This window comes from Rhodothermales bacterium (assembly GCA_041391505.1).
Classification (GTDB): Bacteria; Bacteroidota; Rhodothermia; order Rhodothermales; family JAHQVL01; genus JAWKNW01.
Genome location: JAWKNW010000021.1, coordinates 72,159 through 88,272 on the forward strand (window position 1 = coordinate 72,159; position 16,114 = coordinate 88,272).

A 16,114-nucleotide genomic window follows, 5' to 3' on the forward strand; every position below is an offset into this window, starting at 1 on the left:
TTCTCATGTCCATCGCAAAAGTCATCGAAGTCATCGCCGAAGGCGATACCCTCCAGGGCGCCATAGAGAACGCGGCGAAAGAAGCCTCGAAGACGATCAAACACATTCGCAGCATCTATGTCGAAGGCATCCAGGCGCTGGTTGACAACGGCAAAGTGAATAGATACCGCGTGAACGCGAAGGTCACCTTCGTGATCGAAGACTGAGTGGGGACGGGGGGATCGGGATAGGCGCGTAGGGGGCTTTAGAGGCTCACAGACACCGCAAACCCGCATTCCCCCTCGCCCGCCGCTCGCGAATCAGCCTATCGCGCGGAGGAACAGCCGAATCGATATGATGACGGCGAGGCCGGCGAAGGCCCATCTCAGCCGGCGGGTATCCATGCGGTGCGCGGCGCCGACGCCCAGCCGGGCGGTAAAGATGGCGGGAATCACGAGCGCCAGCGCGTGGCCGAAATCGACGTAGCCGATAGCGCTGTCCGGGACGGGAGCGCCCAGGCCGGCGACGATGTACGTGACCGAGCTGAGGATGGCGATGAGGATGATGGTCGCACTGGACGTTCCGATCGCTGTTTTGATGGGGAGCTTCAGCATGTTGGAATAGGCCGGCACCATCACCACGCCTCCGCCCACGCCGGCGGCGGTCGCAACGACGCCGACCAGCGCGCTGATGCCGACCAGCTTGCTCCAGGGGGCGTCGCGGACCGGCTGGTCCGCTTCCGACGGTGCGGGCGTCGCAGCGTTTCGCTGGTCGAGGGTCTGTTTGATCATCCGGCCGGCTACCACCAGCAGCAGCGTCCCGAACACGATCTGAAAGACGTCGCCGTCATACCAGGACTTCGTCGTGACAAAACGGGTCATCAGGATCACCGTGACCGCGCTCAATAACCCCGTTTTGAGGGCGACGGGCAACACGACGGCGCCTTTCTTGAAGTGGAAATACCCGCTGACCAGCGAGGCGACGAGGGTGCAGAACAGGCTGGTGCCGAGCGTAAGCGGGGTGATGGCGAGGGGGTCGATGCCGATGTGCTCGAAATAGAAAAACAGCACCGGCGCAAACAGCACGCCACCTCCGACACCCAGCAGGCCGGCGATAAATCCGGCCGCGAGGCCTGCGCCGACGAGGGTGACGAGTTGGGCGATCTCCATGAGGATGGGGCGGGTTCGGGAAGCGGGAGCTGGAAAAAAGGAATCCAGGCCCCCGGATGCAAGGTCACGCCGCGCCGCCGGGGCGCTTCAACGTAAATCCATCCCGATTCACCCCGGCATCAGGGTTTCAGGAGCCGACCGTATGTGCCGGTGTCCGCGAGGACCGCCAGCGCCTCCCGATACTGCGGGTCCTCGGCGAGCGATGCCTCCACCTGGGCGGAGTCGCCATAATACCGCGCGAGGATTTCGGCGCGCAGGAGTTCGGCGAGGCGGGGACGGTGACGATCGAAGTCGGCCGCTTTTTCGGCCTGGATGGCTTTCTGCAGGGCCGCGGCTTCGTCGCCGGCGCCGGCGTACCCGATGGCGCTCAGGCTTTCGGCCAGCTCGTCCGCCGCATATTCGGCGGTGGTCTTGTACTCGAATTGCTGGTCGGCGAGCCAGGTCTTGAAGGCGTTGAAGACGGCGTTATCCACCTCGAAGTCTTTGGGGATCGACGGGTGGGTGGCGGCGAAGGAGTTGGCGAAGAAGAAAAACGCCGCGCGCCGCTGCAGGGCGGCCTCGACCTCGCTCACGTCGCCCGTGGATACGCGCTGATCGGGTTCGATGCCGTGACCGTCCATCACCGTCCGCCCGCCGGCGGTCGTGAAGGCGCGACGCAGCGAATCCGGGATCGTGTTGAACTGGCCGTCGTGGCTCCGGTAGTCGATGGCCTGGATGCTGCGTCCGCTCGGGATGAAGTATTGCGAGGTCGTGATCTTGAGCGACGTGTTGTAGGGGAGCGGTTTTACGATCTGCACGAGCCCCTTGCCGAAGGTCGTTTCGCCGATGATGACGGCGCGGTCGTAGTCCTGCAGGGCGCCGGCGACGATCTCGCTGGCCGAGGCGCTGACGTTGTTGACGAGGACGGCGAGCGGGATGTCGAGCGCGAGCGGCGGCATCTTGCCCGTGTACGAGCGCTCCGTCTGCGGCAGCCGGCCGCGGGTGGATACGATTTCTTTCCCGGGTGGGATGAAGAGCTGGACGATCTCGACGGCCTCTTCGAGCAGGCCGCCCGGGTTGTCCCGCAGGTCCAGTACGATGCCTTTTACCTGTCCGGTTTCGAGCATGCCCTTCACGGCGGTGCGCACTTCCTCGCTCGCCTCCCGCGCAAACCGTTCGAGCTTGACGTACCCGATGCCGGTGGCCGGGTCGAATTGCGAATGGCTCACGTTCTTGAGCTGCACTTCTTCCCGCGTGAGCAGGAATTCGAGCGGCGCCGGCGTGCCTTCGCGGGCTACCGTGATCTCGACGGCGGTGCCCGGCTCGCCGCGCAGCAGGACGCGCAGGTCGGCCAGCGTCAGCCCGTCCGTCGGCTTGCCGCCGACGCTCAGGATGATGTCGCCGGCGCGCACCCCCTGGAGGTAGCCGCTGGCGCCCTCCACCGGCGAGATCACCGTGATCTTCTCGTTCCGGATGCCGACGTTCAGACCGACGCCGGCATACCGTCCGCGTGTGATGATGTCGATGTCGGCATTATCGGCTTCGTCGAAGAAATTGGTGTAGGGATCCAGCTTCTCGAGCATCGCCTCGATGCCGGTGCGCATCAGCGTCTCTGGGTTGACCGGATCCACATATCCGGTCACAAGCTCTTCGTAGAGTGCGCCGAAGATCTGGAAGTTCTTGCGGAGTGCGAAGAAGTCGTCGTCGCGCGGCATCCAGAAGCCGGCGAAAAAACAGGCGACGAGGACGAGAGCGAGGCCGGCATAACGAAGCGGGCGAGCGACATGCGACATAGGGTTCACCTCGTATTCGGAAACGAAACGACGGGTGTGACGCACCGAAACGGGTGCGTCGTGAATCGCCAGAAAAATCGGGGCGCCGGACCGGCCGCGCAGCGATCAGGCGGACTCCTGATCCAGCTTCAGCAACTCTTTTTCCCGCTTCTTGGTCACCGAAGCCGCCACGAAGATCGAGGCCTCATAGAGCAGGTAGAGCGGCGTCGCGACGAGAACCATCGAGAACGGGTCGGGCGGCGTAAAGAAGGCGCCCAGAATCATGGAGACGACGAGGGCATACTTCCGGAATTGGCGGAGCCGCTGGGGCGTCGCGATGCCTACCTTGGCCAGGAAGTAGATGACCACCGGGAGTTCGAAAAGCACCCCGGTCCCAAAGGCCCAGAACGTCACCATCGTGAAGTATTTCGAGATGTCGAAATCGTTGGTGATCTGGGGGGAAATCTCGTAGTTCGAGAAAAACTGGATCGCTACCGGGGTGATGATGAGATAGCCGAAGGCGATCCCGAGCATGAAAAACATCGTGGCGAACACCGCGGCGAAGCGGAGGCCCCGTTTTTCGCTCTTGTAGAGCCCGGGCTCGATAAATTTCCAGAGGGAATAGATGAAGATGGGCGAGCCGAGCACGACCCCGACGGAGAGGATGACGCCGATATGCACCATGAACTGTCCGGTGAGGATACGATTCTGGAGCAGCAGCGTTTTGGCCTCGAAGCCGAGCAACTGGTACATGAAGAAGTCGGCGCGCGTGGGGCCGAGGAGCAGCTCGTCGATGATCCAGCGGCTGAAAAAGCTGCAGACGATCGTGATCACCAGAATCCCGCCGATGCCTCGGAACAGGCTCCATCGCAGTTCCTCGAGGTGATCGAGGAAACTCATTTCCGACATTTCCTCTTCATTCGGAGGAAGCAACGGATCGGAAGCGCCGTCACCGTGAGACGGCAGCGCTACCTGGGATGATGAATTGCCGAGTCCAAAGAGCTTCATCGTGTTGTATACTCACGCGAGCGATCAAGGTACAACGAAACGGCCAGAGTCAGGAAGAGTGCGTGCTTTCGCGCAGGTTCAAATCCAGCAGCGAGTCTACCCACATCCCTTCGCTTTCAACCCGGTTGCGGCCGCCGCTCCAGGTGAAATTGAACAAGGTCGTTACGCCGACGACATCGAAGTCGTCTTTCTTCAACAGAGTGATGGCGCGAACGGCGCTTCGGCCGCTATTCAGGATATCGTCCAGAAGGACGACAGGTTGCGAACGGTCCAGCGGACCTTCGACCAGCCGGCGCCGGCCGTGCTTTTTCGGCTGGTCCCGGATGAAGCCGCCCCGAAAGGCCGGCTCGCCGGATGCGGCCAGCACCGCGCACACGAGCGAATAGGCGCCGAAACCATAGCCGGCTACCTGGTAAACCCCTTTGGCGCGCAGGCGATCCCCGAGCACTTCCCCCACCTCGCGGAACATGCTCCCGTTGAGCATGGGGATGCGGGTGTCGAGCAACCACCCGATGGGATGACCGCGCGGGTCGGTGATGAATTCCGTTTCTCGCCGCACGAGCGATTGCTCGTACAGGCGCCGCCCGAGATCCACGAGTTCGGCGTACGTTGAGGAGTTCAGCGCGGTGCTCGTCGAGGATTGACTCATAAGGCGTCCTGCGAAAAGCTGCTTAACGATTCAGTTGCGTTCACGGAAAAACGAGTAGGGCAGAGGCCGCTCGGCCGGGCCCGGCATGCTGGATAGGGGTAATCGCATGACGTCGCCATAGCGTCGCAGATGATTCCTGCCTGGGGAAGCGATCGCCGGAAACGGCCGGCAGTTCCGTATCACTTAAATACGTTTCCGTATCAGTCTCAATCAGATCAATTCGAAGCCGGGGAGCGGGACTTCGTTCTCTTTCGAAACGACCTGTTTTGGCGGAATATGGGCGTTTCGCGAAGGGGGGAACGACACGAAGTCCGTTCTGCTCCGTCAAGGCGTTCGGATCGAACCGTTCTTATCAAGATCCGTTCCGGCTCATGCGGTGACGAAGTCGTAAAGCGGAAAGCGCTCGCAGAGGGCATGTACTTCACCGCGCACGCGACCGATTTCCTGATCATTCGCCGGGTTGGCGATGACGCGGTCGATGAGCGAAACCACCTGCCGGAATTCGTCCGCACCGAAGCCCCGCGTCGTCATGGCCGGCGTGCCGATCCGGATGCCGCTCGTGACGAAGGGGCTCTTGTCGTCGAAGGGCACCATGTTTTTATTCACCGTGATGTCGGCCTGCTGGAGGGCGATCTCGGCATCCTTGCCGGAGATGTTCTTGTTGCGCAGGTCGATCAGCATCAGGTGGTTGTCGGTGCCGCCAGATACCAGGTCGTAGCCCTTCTCGGTGAAGGCGGAAGCCATCGCGCCGGCATTTGTCACGACGCGTCGGGCATAGTCGGCAAACGAGGGGTGCAGCGCCTCGCCGAAGGCCACGGCTTTCGAGGCGATCACGTGCATGAGCGGCCCGCCCTGGATGCCCGGGAAGACGGCGGAGTCGAAGAGCTCGCTCATTTTTTTGAGGCGGCCGGACTTCGGGGCCGTCTTGCCGAGCGGGTTGTCGTAGTCGCGACCGATCAGCAGCATCCCGCCGCGCGGGCCGCGCAGCGTTTTGTGCGTCGTGGTCGAGACGATGTGGGCGTGCGGCATCGGGTTGTTGAGCACGCCGGCGGCGATGAGGCCGGCCGTATGGGCCATGTCCATCCAGAGGAAGGCGCCGACTTCATCGGCGATGCTCCGGAACGCCTCATAGTCGAAATCGCGCGGGTAGGCGCTGGCGCCGATCGACAGGAGCCGCGGCCGAATGCGCCGCGCCGTATCGCGGACCTTGTCCATGTCGATCCGGCCGGCCAGCGGGCCCTCCCGCTCCACACCGTAAAACGTGGCGTTGTAGAGCAGACCCGAAAAGTTGACCGGGCTCCCGTGCGTCAGGTGGCCGCCGTGCGCAAGGTCCAGCCCGAGCAGCGTGTCGCCGGGTTCCAGCAGCGTGAGGTACACCGCCGCGTTCGCCTGGGCGCCGGAATGCGGCTGGACGTTGACCCAGTCACAATCGAACAGCTTCATCGCGCGCTGGCGGGCAAGCTCCTCCGCCAGGTCCACATACTGACAGCCGCCATAGTACCGCTTGCCGGGCAGCCCTTCCGCGTATTTGTTGGTCAGGGCGGAGCCCATCGCTTCGAGCACCGGGCGCGACACGAAGTTTTCGGAGGCGATTAGTTCCAACCCTTCGTTCTGGCGGCGGACTTCGCGCTGGATGATGTCGAAGAGCTCGGGATCGCGATCTTGCAGTTCGGACATGGACGATACGAGGATAACAACCGGAAGAGGCGAGCCGATCGGGAGGTGTTCACATCCTGCGTGAAGAACCACGCGCCCACGGAGAGCGGCACGCAGCCGGCTCGCTCATTGAACGGCGCAAGGTAATAAAAAAGGATCGCCCGCTTTGTGAATTTCAACCACCCGGGACGGCGTGCAGGTCGATCGAAGCGGGCGCTTCCATCTCAATGAAAAAGCTGCCGATCCCCAGATACCGCCACTCCAGAAGGGCGTCTTCCGCATCCAGCAGCGACACTTTGTAGGTGCTGAACAACAGGAAGTTGTTGCGCTCGGTGGAACTGCCCATGATCGAGGTGTTCATGTTCACCTGGTTTCCCGTGAGCATGCGGCCGACGATGTTGTCCATGGCCATCTCGCGTTCACGCTTCGCGGTCTCCGCCTCGACAAAGTCCCTGAAATCGTCCATGGTCGGGTTATAGACGAGCAAGGTCACGATGGCGACGAACAGAAAGATAGACAACGTGCGCATAGGCTTGGTCTGGTGTTATGATTGCGCTGATGGCAGGCAACCCGGTTAGACGGAGCCCCGGATGCAAAAGTTAACCCGGCATTACAACGCCTGCTCGTTTGACATGCTCCCGGCAGGTGTGGGCGAGAGCAAGGAGTGAGCCGGCGTGTGCAAGTCCTCTCAATGCGTCATCGCATAAGAAAGCAAGTTCACGCCCATTCGCAAGGCCGCGAGGCGCATATTATCCGGCACATGGTGTACTTCCTTGGGCTCCCAGCCGTCGCCCAGGTCGCTTTCGTACGAATAAAAGACGACCAGACGGCCGTCCACGAACAACCCGAAACCCTGCGGCGGCTTGCCGTCGTGCTCGTGGATCTTGGGTAAACCGGCGGGAAATTCGAAGTGGGAATGGAAAACCGGGTGGTCGAAGGGCAGCTCGACAAATTCCTGTTCGGGAAAGACTTTCTTCATCTCGCGTCGGATGTGCCGGTCCAGTCCGTAGTTGTCGTCGATGTGCAGAAAGCCCCCGCCCTCGAGATAATGGCGCAGCCGGCGCGCTTCGTCGGCCGTAAAGCGCACGTTGCCGTGGCCCGTGAGGTAGACGTACGGATAGGAGTACAGCTTGTCGCTGCTGAGCTCGACGACGTCCTCCCGGGGCGCCACATCCATGAGCGTCTCCCGGCGGGCGAAGGCGAGAAGCTCCCAGAGGGACTGCTCGTCGCCATACCAGTCGCCCCCGCCGCCATATTTGATCCGGGCGATGTGCATGCTATACTGATCTTGCGCCGGCGCAGGAATCGCGGCCAGGCACATCGCGATGAAAAAAAGCGAACGGAGGAGCTGTCGCATGAAGATCGGTAGGGATCAGGAGTTGAAATCGGGCGCCCGGTCCTCATGGGGCGGACGAGCGATCATGGACAACGTACGGCATGCCGGCGGGCGGGGTTTCCGGGTACTCTGGATCCTCATCCTGCTCGCCGCCGGCTGCACCCCCGCTCCGGACGACCCGACCGGCGCTCCCGATGCCTTCATCCGCGCCGAACTCGCCAGCGCGGCGCAGGCCGAGGCGGCGGGCGGCGAGGTGCTGCGCGTCGGCTTCGTCGCCCTCGATCAGGTCTTCAATTCGGAATTGATGGCTCCGTACGACGTCGTGCACCACACGCTGTTTCGGGACGAGACGCGGTATATGATGCCGTTTATCGTGTCGCCCGACGGCCGGCCCGTCACGACCTTCGAAGGCATCACGGTGCAGCCCCACTTTTCGTTCGAGACGGCCCCACCCATCGACATCCTCGTCATCCCCAGCACGGGAAACAGCATGGAGGCCGACCTCCGCAACGAGGCGTTTATGTCGTGGCTCCGCGAGGCCGTGGCGAAGGCCCGCTTCGTGATCACGGTATGCGACGGCGCGTTTCCGCTGGCCGCCACCGGCGCGCTCGACGGCCGCGTGGCGACGACCTTCCCCGGCGACCGGGACGCGTTCGCCACGCGGTTTCCGGAAATCGACGTGCGCTACGACGTGCGCCTCGTCGCGGACGACAAATACATCACGTCGGTGGGCGGTGCGATGAGCTATGAGCCGGCGTTCTACCTCGTCGAGCGGCTCTACAGCGCCGAACACGCCCGTCTGATTGCGGAGGGGCTCGTATGGGATTGGGATCCCGCGCGCCTTCCTCTCGTAGTCACCCCGTCTCACGATGCCCTCTTCGCATCCTCCTTCCCTATGGCTCCTTGATCGCATGAAACGGGTACTGCGCGCCTTCCTCATCGCTTCCGCCGCCACCGCCGCCGCCGCCGCGGTAGCTACCCTCTTCCGCCGGCCGGCCCTCGTTCCGCACTCCGACGCGCCAAACGACCCGTTCTACGTCGAGGCGGACGCCATGACCGACGCCGAGCGCCAGGCGCTCCGCTCCGAACTGGAAGGGATGATTTGAAGGGTTCAAGGGGGGAGGTTTAAGGTTCAAGGGGGAAGGTTTAAGGTTCAAGGTAGGGTGGTCGAGGAGGCCCTTAAACCTTGAACCTAAAACCTCGAACCTTCCAACGCCACCGCAACCGTCCGCTCACCGCTGACGCTGAAGTGCAGCCGCAGGGCGAGGGTGTCGCCGGCGGGGGGCGTGAAGCCGACCAGCATGAGGTGTTTGCCGCCCGGTTCGAGGCGGGTTTCGGATCGGGGTGGGAGGGGGAGTGCGTCCAGCCGGCGCATCCGCATCATGCCCTGCTCCTCGCGGCTCTCGTGGAGTTCGACCCGTTCGGCCGCGTCGGTCGAAGCCGTGAGCAGGGTGTCGGGGCCGCCGTCGTTGTACAGGGTCAGGTAGACGGCGCCGGTGGGCGCTTCCGCGTTGAGAGGCGGGGTCCAGGCGTCGACGATCCGGAGTCGGGGCGGACCGGGGTCGGGCCGGCAGGAGGCGAGAATGAGCCCGATCAGCAGGAGGAAAACGGGACGCGCCATCTCAGCGGCCGGCGAGCACGATGAGGTCGGCCGCGATCTGCTCGGGTGTGGTGTCGAACGACCAGTGCAGCACGGCGTCGCCCCGCGGGTCGAGCAACGTGATCGTCGCGGTGTGATCGATGAGATAGTCGTCACCCGTCGTGGCCTCGCTGCGCTCGTGATGGATCCCGAACGCGCCGGCTACCGACTCGATGTCGGCCGGCGAACCCGACGCGCCCACGAAACGCGGGTTGAAGGTGCGGGCGTAGGCCTGCGCCCTGACCGGGTCGTCGCGTTCGGGGTCGACGCTGACGAGCAGCACCTCAACCTCGTCGCCGGCATCGCCCAGCAGCGACACGGCCTGCGCGAGGCGGCGCATCGTCGTGGGGCACACGTCGGGGCAATACGTGTAGCCGAAGACGACCACCGTGTAGCGGCCCTCGAACTGACGCTTGTGGACCTCTGCGTCGCCGGAGCGGAGGGTGAAGTCGGAGATCGGCGCCGGCGGGTCGATGTAGGTCCCGTAGACGGCCGGCGGGCGGTCGCTGTATCGCGGGTACGCGAACATGACGGCGAGCGAAAACCCCAGCGCGATGCCGGCCAGTACGAAGATCAAACGACGCATGGATGCGGGAAGGATTGCAGTTGCGGTTGGGCATGGTGCGCCGGCGGCCGTCAAAAGTTCCGAATCCCCGTTCCCGGCGCGACGTGTGCGGAGGTCGGTCGCCGGCGTGTTATATTGAGGAATCACCAGAACCCCAAGCGATGAAATCATCTACCCATACCTACCCGGGCGCAGACATCACCGTCACCTACGATGTCGCCCGTTGTATTCATGCGGCCGAGTGCGTTCGCGGCCTGCCCGCCGTATTCGATCCCAAGCGGAAACCCTGGGTGGAGCCGGACCAGGCTCCGGCGGATGCGGTTGCAGCCGTCGTACTCAGGTGCCCTTCGGGCGCCCTGCACATCCAGGATCTCGATGAGACCGGGGCGACGGAGGCTACGGTCGCGGTCGAGCCGGACGGACCCCTCTACATCCGCGGCCGGCTTGAGGTGCTGTCTGCCGCCGGCGAGGCGGTGCTGACGGACACGCGGGTGGCGCTCTGCCGCTGCGGCGCATCGAAGAACAAGCCGTTTTGCGACAACAGCCACCGGCAATCCGGCTTTTCCGATGCCGGCGTAATCGGCGAACCGAAGCTGAAAGAGGGGGAGGCGTCGCCGGCGCTGCGGATCAAGCTGGCGGAGAATGGACCGTTATTGATCGAAGGCTCGGTGCGCATCGAAGGGACGGACGGGGAATCGGTCGCCGGCGTCAAATGCGCGCTCTGCCGCTGCGGCGAATCCCGAAATAAGCCGTTCTGCGACGGGACGCACCGGTCAAACGGATTTGTGGGATAAACAACGCCCGGGGGGGAAGGCCCCCCGGGCAGGTTGGCGTTCGGATTAGGCGACGGGGCCCCACGCCCACGTCTCGTAGTACTGCCAGCTCGTGTGATCGCGGAGCTCCTGGATCCGGCGGTCCTGCGCGGCCAGACTGGCCCGCACGATGTCGCCGACGGAAAGGATGCCGATGATGCGGCCGTTTTCCGAGATCAATAGGTGCCTGATATACAGGCTGAGCATTTTTTCCTTCAGCTCGAGTATCGTCGCATCGGATGACGCCGTGTGGAGGTCCGTCGTCATGTAATGCCCGATGACCGCCGTGCGCGGATCGAACCCTTCGTTGAGCGTATCCTGGATCAGGTCGCGCTCGGTCCAGATCCCGACGACCATGCCGGTCTCGTCGCGGACGAGCATTGCACCGATCTTGTGCGCATTCATCAGCGTGAGCGCTTCGGAGATGCGTTGGTCGGCCCGGACGGAAATCATGCGTTTGGTTTTGCGAGCCAGGATGTCAGCTGCAGTTTTCATAGAACAACCCTCGATGTGAGAAGCACAGGGATAGAGGAGCGGAACTGCGTGGTCTCCTGCCTTAACGAAAAGGAATGAGACGCCCAGTGTCAAGGGGGTTCTTCATGTAATCTTTATAATTCACATTCTTCGCGACCGGCGAAGTCGCTTTCAGCGGCCGCTTTCCCGGCATTGACCCCCCGTCGGTGGACGCCTACATTGGTTTTGCAGGAAGACCTACAGGCCGTTTCGTGACGGCCGCTTATCATCAGGGCCTGTTCGCTCTCATCACGATCTGTTCGATGGCATGCCGGCGTCGTTCCCACACGGCGCGAGCGCATCCTATCGTTCCTTCCACGTTTGCAGGTACCTTTTTTATGAGATATCTGGTTGTTTTCTGCCTCGCTTTCGGTGTGCTGACGCCGGCCGCCCGTGCCCAGAGCACGCTGGACGACGTCCACCTCCTCGTAAATTTTCTCCCCGACGCCACGGTAGCGCCGTCGGCCTACCTCAACGGCGGTCTGTCGTACGCCGACTACGACTTTGTCTCGCAGACCACCATCGGCGGCAGCGTTCACATCCCGTTTTCACGACGGTTCGAGGGCGCCGCGGTGCTGCAATACCTCAATGTCGATCCGGATGTCGGGCGCAATCGCGACGGACTGGCGGATATCCTCCTCAACGCGCGGTATCTGCTGCCGACGCGGAATGTCCAGACGGCCATCGGGGGCTACCTTACGCTGCCCGTCGGCAGCGACGACATCGGTGCCGGCGATGACGTGGCCCTGGGCTTTTTCGCCGCCTGGCGCTACGGCGTCGGCCGCAACACGGCGCTGACGGCCACCACCGGCCTCGACTTTGTCCCGATCGGCGACGACTACGACCTCGCCCTCCGGCTCGGGGGCGGCATCATCCACCGCACGAGCGACCGATTCGCGATCCTCGGAGAGCTCTACATCCGGACCGTGACCGACCATGTCCTGCTCGCCGGCGGCTTCGATTATCGCGTGAGCCCCCAGGGCCGGCTGCGGGGCGGCCTCGGCCTCGGCCTGAGCGACGAGACGGCCGATTACACGCTCTCGCTTTCGTATCTGTACAATTTCCGGCGTTAGCACCATTCAGGAGAGATCGCCCATGTCCAGAGATGTCCTGATCCGAATCGATCCCGATGGGGATGCCTTTGTCGCCACGCTGCGTGAGGCCGGCGGCGATCGCTCCGCCCGGTTTCGCCTCCCGATGGCGATCGATCGGATGGACGACATGCTGGCGGGCACGGAGTCCGCCATCCTGCGCGGGGGCGCGACGCGCGGCGAACGGGAGGCGGAGCGCATGCCGGCGATCTCCCTGGAGGCGCTCGGGCAATCGCTGTTCTCCAGCCTCTTCGGCGAGGCGCTGATGCCCATTTTCGACGACGCATGGCCGGGGCAGGTATTCGATCCGGAAACGGCCTGGTTCAGGCCGGCGGACGAATGGGACGACCCGCACCCGCTCCGGATCATGCTGCACATCAACCCGACCGACCCGCGCGTCGCGCCCATCCTGCGTCTGCCCTGGGAGCTTTCGCAGAGGCCGGGTACGGGCGAGTACCTGTCCATCGCCGAGCCGTATACGCTGTTTCGGTACCTCGAAGTCGGCGGCGACTATGCCCCGACGCCCGTGATGCTGCCGCTGCGCGTGCTCGTCGTATTGTCCAATCCCACCAATGTGCAGCCGCTCGATCTCGACGCCGAACGAAAAAAGATCGAGGCGTCGTGGGGAAAATGCCGGGGCGTTCAGGTGGAATATCTCGAGGAGGCGACGCTGGACGCGCTCCGGTCCCGGTTCAGGCAGACCTCCTACCACGTGTTGCATTACATGGGGCACGGCGCCTTCGACGACCCGGTCGGAAAGGGCGGGTTGATTATGGAGGGCCAGGATGGCCGCAGCGAATTCGTGGACAGCGATACGTTCGCCGGCGCGATCTGGCGGTCCGACGATCCGCTTCAGCTCGTGTACCTGAACGCCTGCAACACGGCGCAGTCCAGCGAGCAGGCCACGGACAATATTTTCGCCGGCACGGCGGCCCGCATGGTGCAGGGAGGGGTCATCCCTGCCGTGCTGGCCATGCAGTTTTCCATCTCCGACAGGGCGGCCATCGTGTTCTCGGAGGCGTTTTACAAGGCGATAACCGACGAGCAGCCCGCCGACGTGGCGGTGGCGATCGCCCGCAGAGCCATCGCGGCGCAGATCCCCGGTTCGTTCGAATGGATCACCCCGGTGCTGTACATGCGGTCGCTCAGTGGAAAGCTGTTTAATTTTCTGTCGCTCTACGGCTAGGGTACGCGGGAGGGAGGGCGGATCGCCTGGCGTTTGCATCCCGGCGCATATCCTGCGATACTGTACCCCCAGTTCAAGCATTGTACCGCCGCCGTTGACGTGTGCCGGCTGCATTTTACGCACAGAAGGGTGTGCCCTTCCCATGTACCGCAACCCACACCCCGCAACCCACATCCCAAGTATCATGAACCGCAGTCATCTGTTGCGTCCTCTATCGCTCCTGGCGGCGCTGACGCTGCTCGCCGTTTTTCCCGCCTCGGCGCAGACCCTCGAATTCCAGTCCGAGCGCATCAACCGCGGCCCCCTGTTCGCCGCCGCGTCGCTGGTTCAGGACTTCGACGCGGACGGCGATCTCGACATCGTCGTGACCCGGCGCACCCGCGATGGGCTTTCGGGCGCCGTCGAGTGGCTGGAAAACGATGGCACCCTCGTGTTTGCTCGCCACGAAATCGTGACCGATCTCAAGGACCCGATCCATATCCAGCGCGCTGACCTCGATGGCGACGGGGATGACGACTACGCCGTCGCCGACGCCGGCATCGCGCTCGACGAAGGCGGCCTGATCCTGCTCATCCGCCAGGACGACGGCGGCTTCGTCCGTCAAGACCTCGACGCCGATCGGCGCTTCGACGACATCGACCTCGAAGACCTCGATGGCGACGGGCTAATCGACGTCGTGGGGGTCGGCTTCTGGCAGGATTCGCTCCGCATCTGGATCAACGAAGGGGACCTGAACTTTTCGGAGAAGATCGTCGATCCGTCGGTCAACCAGCTCGAGGCACTCGAGGCGGCCGACGTCGATGACGATGGCGACATCGATCTGCTGGTCGACGACGTGCTGTATAAAAACGACGGGAACGGCGCCTTTACCGAGACCCAGGATCTGTTTACGTGGAGCGCGCTGTCGCCATCCGCCGGCCGCGACTTTGTCGTCGCCGACCTCGACAACGACGGCGTGCTGGACATCCTCACCTATGCGACGGTCGGGACCGGTGGCCTGTATCTGCTCGACGGGGCTTCGGGGTTCAACGACGCCCTGCTGAACAGTTCGGCGATCGATCTCGGCGGCGACCTGCTCGTCAGCGACCTCGACGGCAACGGGTGGAAAGATATCGTCCGCCAGAATACCGGCGACAAGTACGTAAGCGTGCTGTATCAGATGGCCGAAGGTGTGTACGAGGAAGACGTCATCGAGGATAACTGGGACACGAGCGGTCGGGGCGCTCAGATGGCGCTGGGCGATCTCGATGGCGACGGCGACGACGATCTGGTCTTTCCGGAATACGGCAATGTCGATGGCGACATGGCCTGGTATGAGAACCGGTCGGGCCGGCTGTATCGCCACTACCTCTATAGCGAGGTGCAGGCCGCGTACCGGCCTCTGATGACCGACCTGGATGGCGACGGCGACCTCGACGTGCTGCTGGCCGCCGGCAGCGCCTCGGCGTCCGGCGCCTTTAGCGAAGGAGAACTCATCTGGTACGAAAACCGGAGCGACGGCTTCCAAGACTGGCGCATCGAGGATGCCATTCCATTCCCCGCCGATCTCGACGTGGCGGACCTCGACGGGGACGGCGCGGTGGAGGTGATAGCAATCGATCGCAAAGGCGGCACGCTCGCCGTCTACACCCGCGACGGGTTCGACTGGGCGAAGACGTTCGTCGCGGAGGATCTGCTCGAGCCGGCCGGCCTGGCCCTCGGCGATCTGAATGCCGACGACCGGATCGACATCGCCGTGGTGTCGTACGGCGACAGCTCGGTCGTCTGGTACGAGAACGCGCCTGCCGGCTTCGTCGCGCACGGGGTCGACGATGCGCTGCCGATGCCCGACGATCTGGAGATCGCGGATTTTAACGGCGACGCCATCCCCGACCTGGCGGTCGTATCCAGCGATACGAGCCAGAGCGTCGTGTTGTACACGCTCGGTGAAGTGATGACGCGCCAGGTGCTGCTGAGCGGCCATGACGGGTCCGACATCGAAGTCGGGGACTGGTCCGGCGACGGCGTCCCGGACATCCTCGCGGCATTCGATTTTCAACCCGGGCTGTCCGAACCCTTGCGAGCCGCCGCGCTCATCAACCAGAACGACGGCACGTTCCAGACGCTCGATCTGTGGCCGACCACGAATCAGGAAAAAGGGCTGGCGCTGAAGGCGACGGATGCCGATGGCGACGGCGACCTCGATGTCTTCGTGTCGCAGAAGAACATCCGGCCGGCGCTCGTCCTGCTCGTCAATGACGACGCCGCGACGCCGGATGTCGTGCTGCTTCGGGATCTGAATACGGACGACTTCACCGGGCTCGATGCCGGCGACATCGACGGCGACGGCGACATCGACCTTGTCGCGGCCGGATCCGACGGGCAATCGACCTCCATCGTGCTTTTCCGGCAGTCGACCGGCGAGGTGACGGCGGTGGACGACACGCCGGCCCCGCGCGGGTTGGCGCTCTACCAGAGTTTCCCCAACCCGGCGCACCGATCGGCGCGGATCGTATTCGAACTCGAGGCGCCCGGACCCGCCCGGCTCGAGGTGTTCGACGTGCTCGGCCGCCGGGTGGCCTCCCTCGCGGACGGCAGGATGCCGGCGGGGCTGCACGAGGTGACCTTCGAAACCGGGAGTCTCCCGAGTGGGATTTATATGTACCGGCTCGACGCCGGCGACCGGACGGCCACGCGCACCCTCACGGTCGTTCGCTGAGGAGGTTTACCAGAGCTTAACATGGGCATGGTGCATCTGAGCGCGGAAGGTCGTTTTTTCGC

The 16,114-nt window shown here is 63.6% G+C and carries 17 protein-coding genes; 7 read left to right on the forward strand and 10 right to left on the reverse strand.

Going from position 1 to position 16,114, the window contains the following annotated elements; genetic code table 11:
- The first annotated feature begins 5 nt into the window (after positions 1-5).
- A complete protein-coding gene (locus tag R2834_17800; GenBank protein MEZ4702192.1) occupies positions 6-206 on the forward strand; it encodes a dodecin family protein in 201 nt (66 codons plus the stop codon).
- 93 nt (positions 207-299) lie between these two features.
- On the opposite strand, the gene R2834_17805 is transcribed toward R2834_17800, so the two are convergent.
- From R2834_17805 to R2834_17835, 7 genes are all read right to left on the reverse strand, one after another.
- The gene (locus R2834_17805; protein MEZ4702193.1) at positions 300-1,148 is read right to left on the reverse strand and encodes a sulfite exporter TauE/SafE family protein; all 849 of its coding nucleotides are present in this window, start codon (positions 1,146-1,148) and stop codon (positions 300-302) included.
- A gap of 119 nt (positions 1,149-1,267) precedes the next feature.
- Positions 1,268-2,920, reverse strand: a complete 1,653-nt coding sequence (locus tag R2834_17810; GenBank protein MEZ4702194.1) for a S41 family peptidase — start codon at positions 2,918-2,920, stop codon at positions 1,268-1,270.
- A gap of 105 nt (positions 2,921-3,025) precedes the next feature.
- A complete protein-coding gene (gene tatC, locus R2834_17815; GenBank protein MEZ4702195.1) occupies positions 3,026-3,907 on the reverse strand; it encodes a twin-arginine translocase subunit TatC in 882 nt (293 codons plus the stop codon).
- Positions 3,908-3,956: 49 nt separating this feature from the next.
- A complete protein-coding gene (locus tag R2834_17820) occupies positions 3,957-4,556 on the reverse strand; it encodes an orotate phosphoribosyltransferase (GenBank protein ID MEZ4702196.1) in 600 nt (199 codons plus the stop codon).
- 369 nt (positions 4,557-4,925) lie between these two features.
- Positions 4,926-6,233, reverse strand: a complete 1,308-nt coding sequence (gene glyA, locus R2834_17825) for a serine hydroxymethyltransferase (GenBank protein MEZ4702197.1) — start codon at positions 6,231-6,233, stop codon at positions 4,926-4,928.
- A gap of 154 nt (positions 6,234-6,387) precedes the next feature.
- Positions 6,388-6,741, reverse strand: a complete 354-nt coding sequence (locus R2834_17830) for a hypothetical protein (GenBank protein MEZ4702198.1) — start codon at positions 6,739-6,741, stop codon at positions 6,388-6,390.
- Between the two features lie 159 nt (positions 6,742-6,900).
- Positions 6,901-7,569 carry a DUF4159 domain-containing protein gene (locus tag R2834_17835; protein ID MEZ4702199.1) on the reverse strand — a complete coding sequence of 223 codons (669 nt, stop codon included), beginning with the start codon at positions 7,567-7,569 and terminating at the stop codon, positions 6,901-6,903.
- Here R2834_17835 and R2834_17840 point away from each other — a divergent pair.
- Both R2834_17840 and R2834_17845 read left to right on the forward strand, forming a co-directional pair.
- Positions 7,568-8,455, forward strand: a complete 888-nt coding sequence (locus tag R2834_17840; GenBank protein MEZ4702200.1) for a DJ-1/PfpI family protein — start codon at positions 7,568-7,570, stop codon at positions 8,453-8,455. The genes R2834_17835 and R2834_17840 overlap by 2 nt on opposite strands.
- Positions 8,456-8,459: 4 nt before the next feature.
- On the forward strand, positions 8,460-8,654 hold the full coding sequence (locus R2834_17845) for a hypothetical protein (GenBank protein MEZ4702201.1): 195 nt from the start codon (positions 8,460-8,462) through the stop codon (positions 8,652-8,654).
- A gap of 86 nt (positions 8,655-8,740) precedes the next feature.
- Here R2834_17845 and R2834_17850 read toward each other — a convergent pair whose 3' ends face one another.
- Positions 8,741-9,169: a copper chaperone PCu(A)C gene (locus R2834_17850; GenBank protein MEZ4702202.1), complete on the reverse strand. Its 429-nt coding sequence runs from the start codon at positions 9,167-9,169 to the stop codon at positions 8,741-8,743.
- A 1-nt stretch (position 9,170) separates the two neighbouring features.
- The gene (locus R2834_17855) at positions 9,171-9,773 is read right to left on the reverse strand and encodes an SCO family protein (protein ID MEZ4702203.1); all 603 of its coding nucleotides are present in this window, start codon (positions 9,771-9,773) and stop codon (positions 9,171-9,173) included.
- Positions 9,774-9,913: 140 nt separating this feature from the next.
- Here R2834_17855 and R2834_17860 point away from each other — a divergent pair, with 140 nt between their 5' ends.
- Positions 9,914-10,546: a CDGSH iron-sulfur domain-containing protein gene (locus R2834_17860; protein ID MEZ4702204.1), complete on the forward strand. Its 633-nt coding sequence runs from the start codon at positions 9,914-9,916 to the stop codon at positions 10,544-10,546.
- A gap of 45 nt (positions 10,547-10,591) precedes the next feature.
- Here the strand turns inward: R2834_17860 and R2834_17865 are convergent, their stop codons facing one another.
- Positions 10,592-11,059 carry a CBS domain-containing protein gene (locus tag R2834_17865; GenBank protein ID MEZ4702205.1) on the reverse strand — a complete coding sequence of 156 codons (468 nt, stop codon included), beginning with the start codon at positions 11,057-11,059 and terminating at the stop codon, positions 10,592-10,594.
- Positions 11,060-11,415: 356 nt separating this feature from the next.
- On the opposite strand from R2834_17865, the gene R2834_17870 reads away from it, so the two are divergent.
- From R2834_17870 to R2834_17880, 3 genes are all read left to right on the forward strand, one after another.
- Entirely contained in the window at positions 11,416-12,150 is a 735-nt protein-coding gene (locus R2834_17870) for a hypothetical protein (GenBank protein MEZ4702206.1), read from the forward strand.
- A 22-nt stretch (positions 12,151-12,172) separates the two neighbouring features.
- Positions 12,173-13,354, forward strand: coding sequence for a CHAT domain-containing protein (locus tag R2834_17875; protein ID MEZ4702207.1), 1,182 nt, complete (start codon positions 12,173-12,175; stop codon positions 13,352-13,354).
- Between the two features lie 184 nt (positions 13,355-13,538).
- Complete coding sequence (locus R2834_17880; protein ID MEZ4702208.1) at positions 13,539-16,052, forward strand: T9SS type A sorting domain-containing protein; 2,514 nt, start codon at positions 13,539-13,541, stop codon at positions 16,050-16,052.
- The last annotated feature ends 62 nt before the right edge of the window (positions 16,053-16,114 follow it).

What these genes read in the sequence shown, in the direction of transcription:
- R2834_17800 (MEZ4702192.1), top strand. Translation starts at nt 6, where the DNA reads ATGTCCATCGCAAAAGTCATCGAAGTCATCGCCGAAGGCGATACCCTC.
- R2834_17835 (MEZ4702199.1), bottom strand. Translation starts at nt 7,569, where the DNA reads ATGCGACAGCTCCTCCGTTCGCTTTTTTTCATCGCGATGTGCCTGGCC.
- R2834_17820 (MEZ4702196.1), bottom strand. Translation starts at nt 4,556, where the DNA reads ATGAGTCAATCCTCGACGAGCACCGCGCTGAACTCCTCAACGTACGCC.
- R2834_17870 (MEZ4702206.1), top strand. Translation starts at nt 11,416, where the DNA reads ATGAGATATCTGGTTGTTTTCTGCCTCGCTTTCGGTGTGCTGACGCCG.
- R2834_17850 (MEZ4702202.1), bottom strand. Translation starts at nt 9,169, where the DNA reads ATGGCGCGTCCCGTTTTCCTCCTGCTGATCGGGCTCATTCTCGCCTCC.
- R2834_17830 (MEZ4702198.1), bottom strand. Translation starts at nt 6,741, where the DNA reads ATGCGCACGTTGTCTATCTTTCTGTTCGTCGCCATCGTGACCTTGCTC.
- R2834_17875 (MEZ4702207.1), top strand. Translation starts at nt 12,173, where the DNA reads ATGTCCAGAGATGTCCTGATCCGAATCGATCCCGATGGGGATGCCTTT.
- R2834_17845 (MEZ4702201.1), top strand. Translation starts at nt 8,460, where the DNA reads ATGAAACGGGTACTGCGCGCCTTCCTCATCGCTTCCGCCGCCACCGCC.
- glyA (MEZ4702197.1), bottom strand. Translation starts at nt 6,233, where the DNA reads ATGTCCGAACTGCAAGATCGCGATCCCGAGCTCTTCGACATCATCCAG.
- R2834_17880 (MEZ4702208.1), top strand. Translation starts at nt 13,539, where the DNA reads ATGAACCGCAGTCATCTGTTGCGTCCTCTATCGCTCCTGGCGGCGCTG.
- tatC (MEZ4702195.1), bottom strand. Translation starts at nt 3,907, where the DNA reads ATGAAGCTCTTTGGACTCGGCAATTCATCATCCCAGGTAGCGCTGCCG.
- R2834_17860 (MEZ4702204.1), top strand. Translation starts at nt 9,914, where the DNA reads ATGAAATCATCTACCCATACCTACCCGGGCGCAGACATCACCGTCACC.
- R2834_17855 (MEZ4702203.1), bottom strand. Translation starts at nt 9,773, where the DNA reads ATGCGTCGTTTGATCTTCGTACTGGCCGGCATCGCGCTGGGGTTTTCG.
- R2834_17840 (MEZ4702200.1), top strand. Translation starts at nt 7,568, where the DNA reads ATGAAGATCGGTAGGGATCAGGAGTTGAAATCGGGCGCCCGGTCCTCA.
- R2834_17805 (MEZ4702193.1), bottom strand. Translation starts at nt 1,148, where the DNA reads ATGGAGATCGCCCAACTCGTCACCCTCGTCGGCGCAGGCCTCGCGGCC.
- R2834_17865 (MEZ4702205.1), bottom strand. Translation starts at nt 11,059, where the DNA reads ATGAAAACTGCAGCTGACATCCTGGCTCGCAAAACCAAACGCATGATT.
- R2834_17810 (MEZ4702194.1), bottom strand. Translation starts at nt 2,920, where the DNA reads ATGTCGCATGTCGCTCGCCCGCTTCGTTATGCCGGCCTCGCTCTCGTC.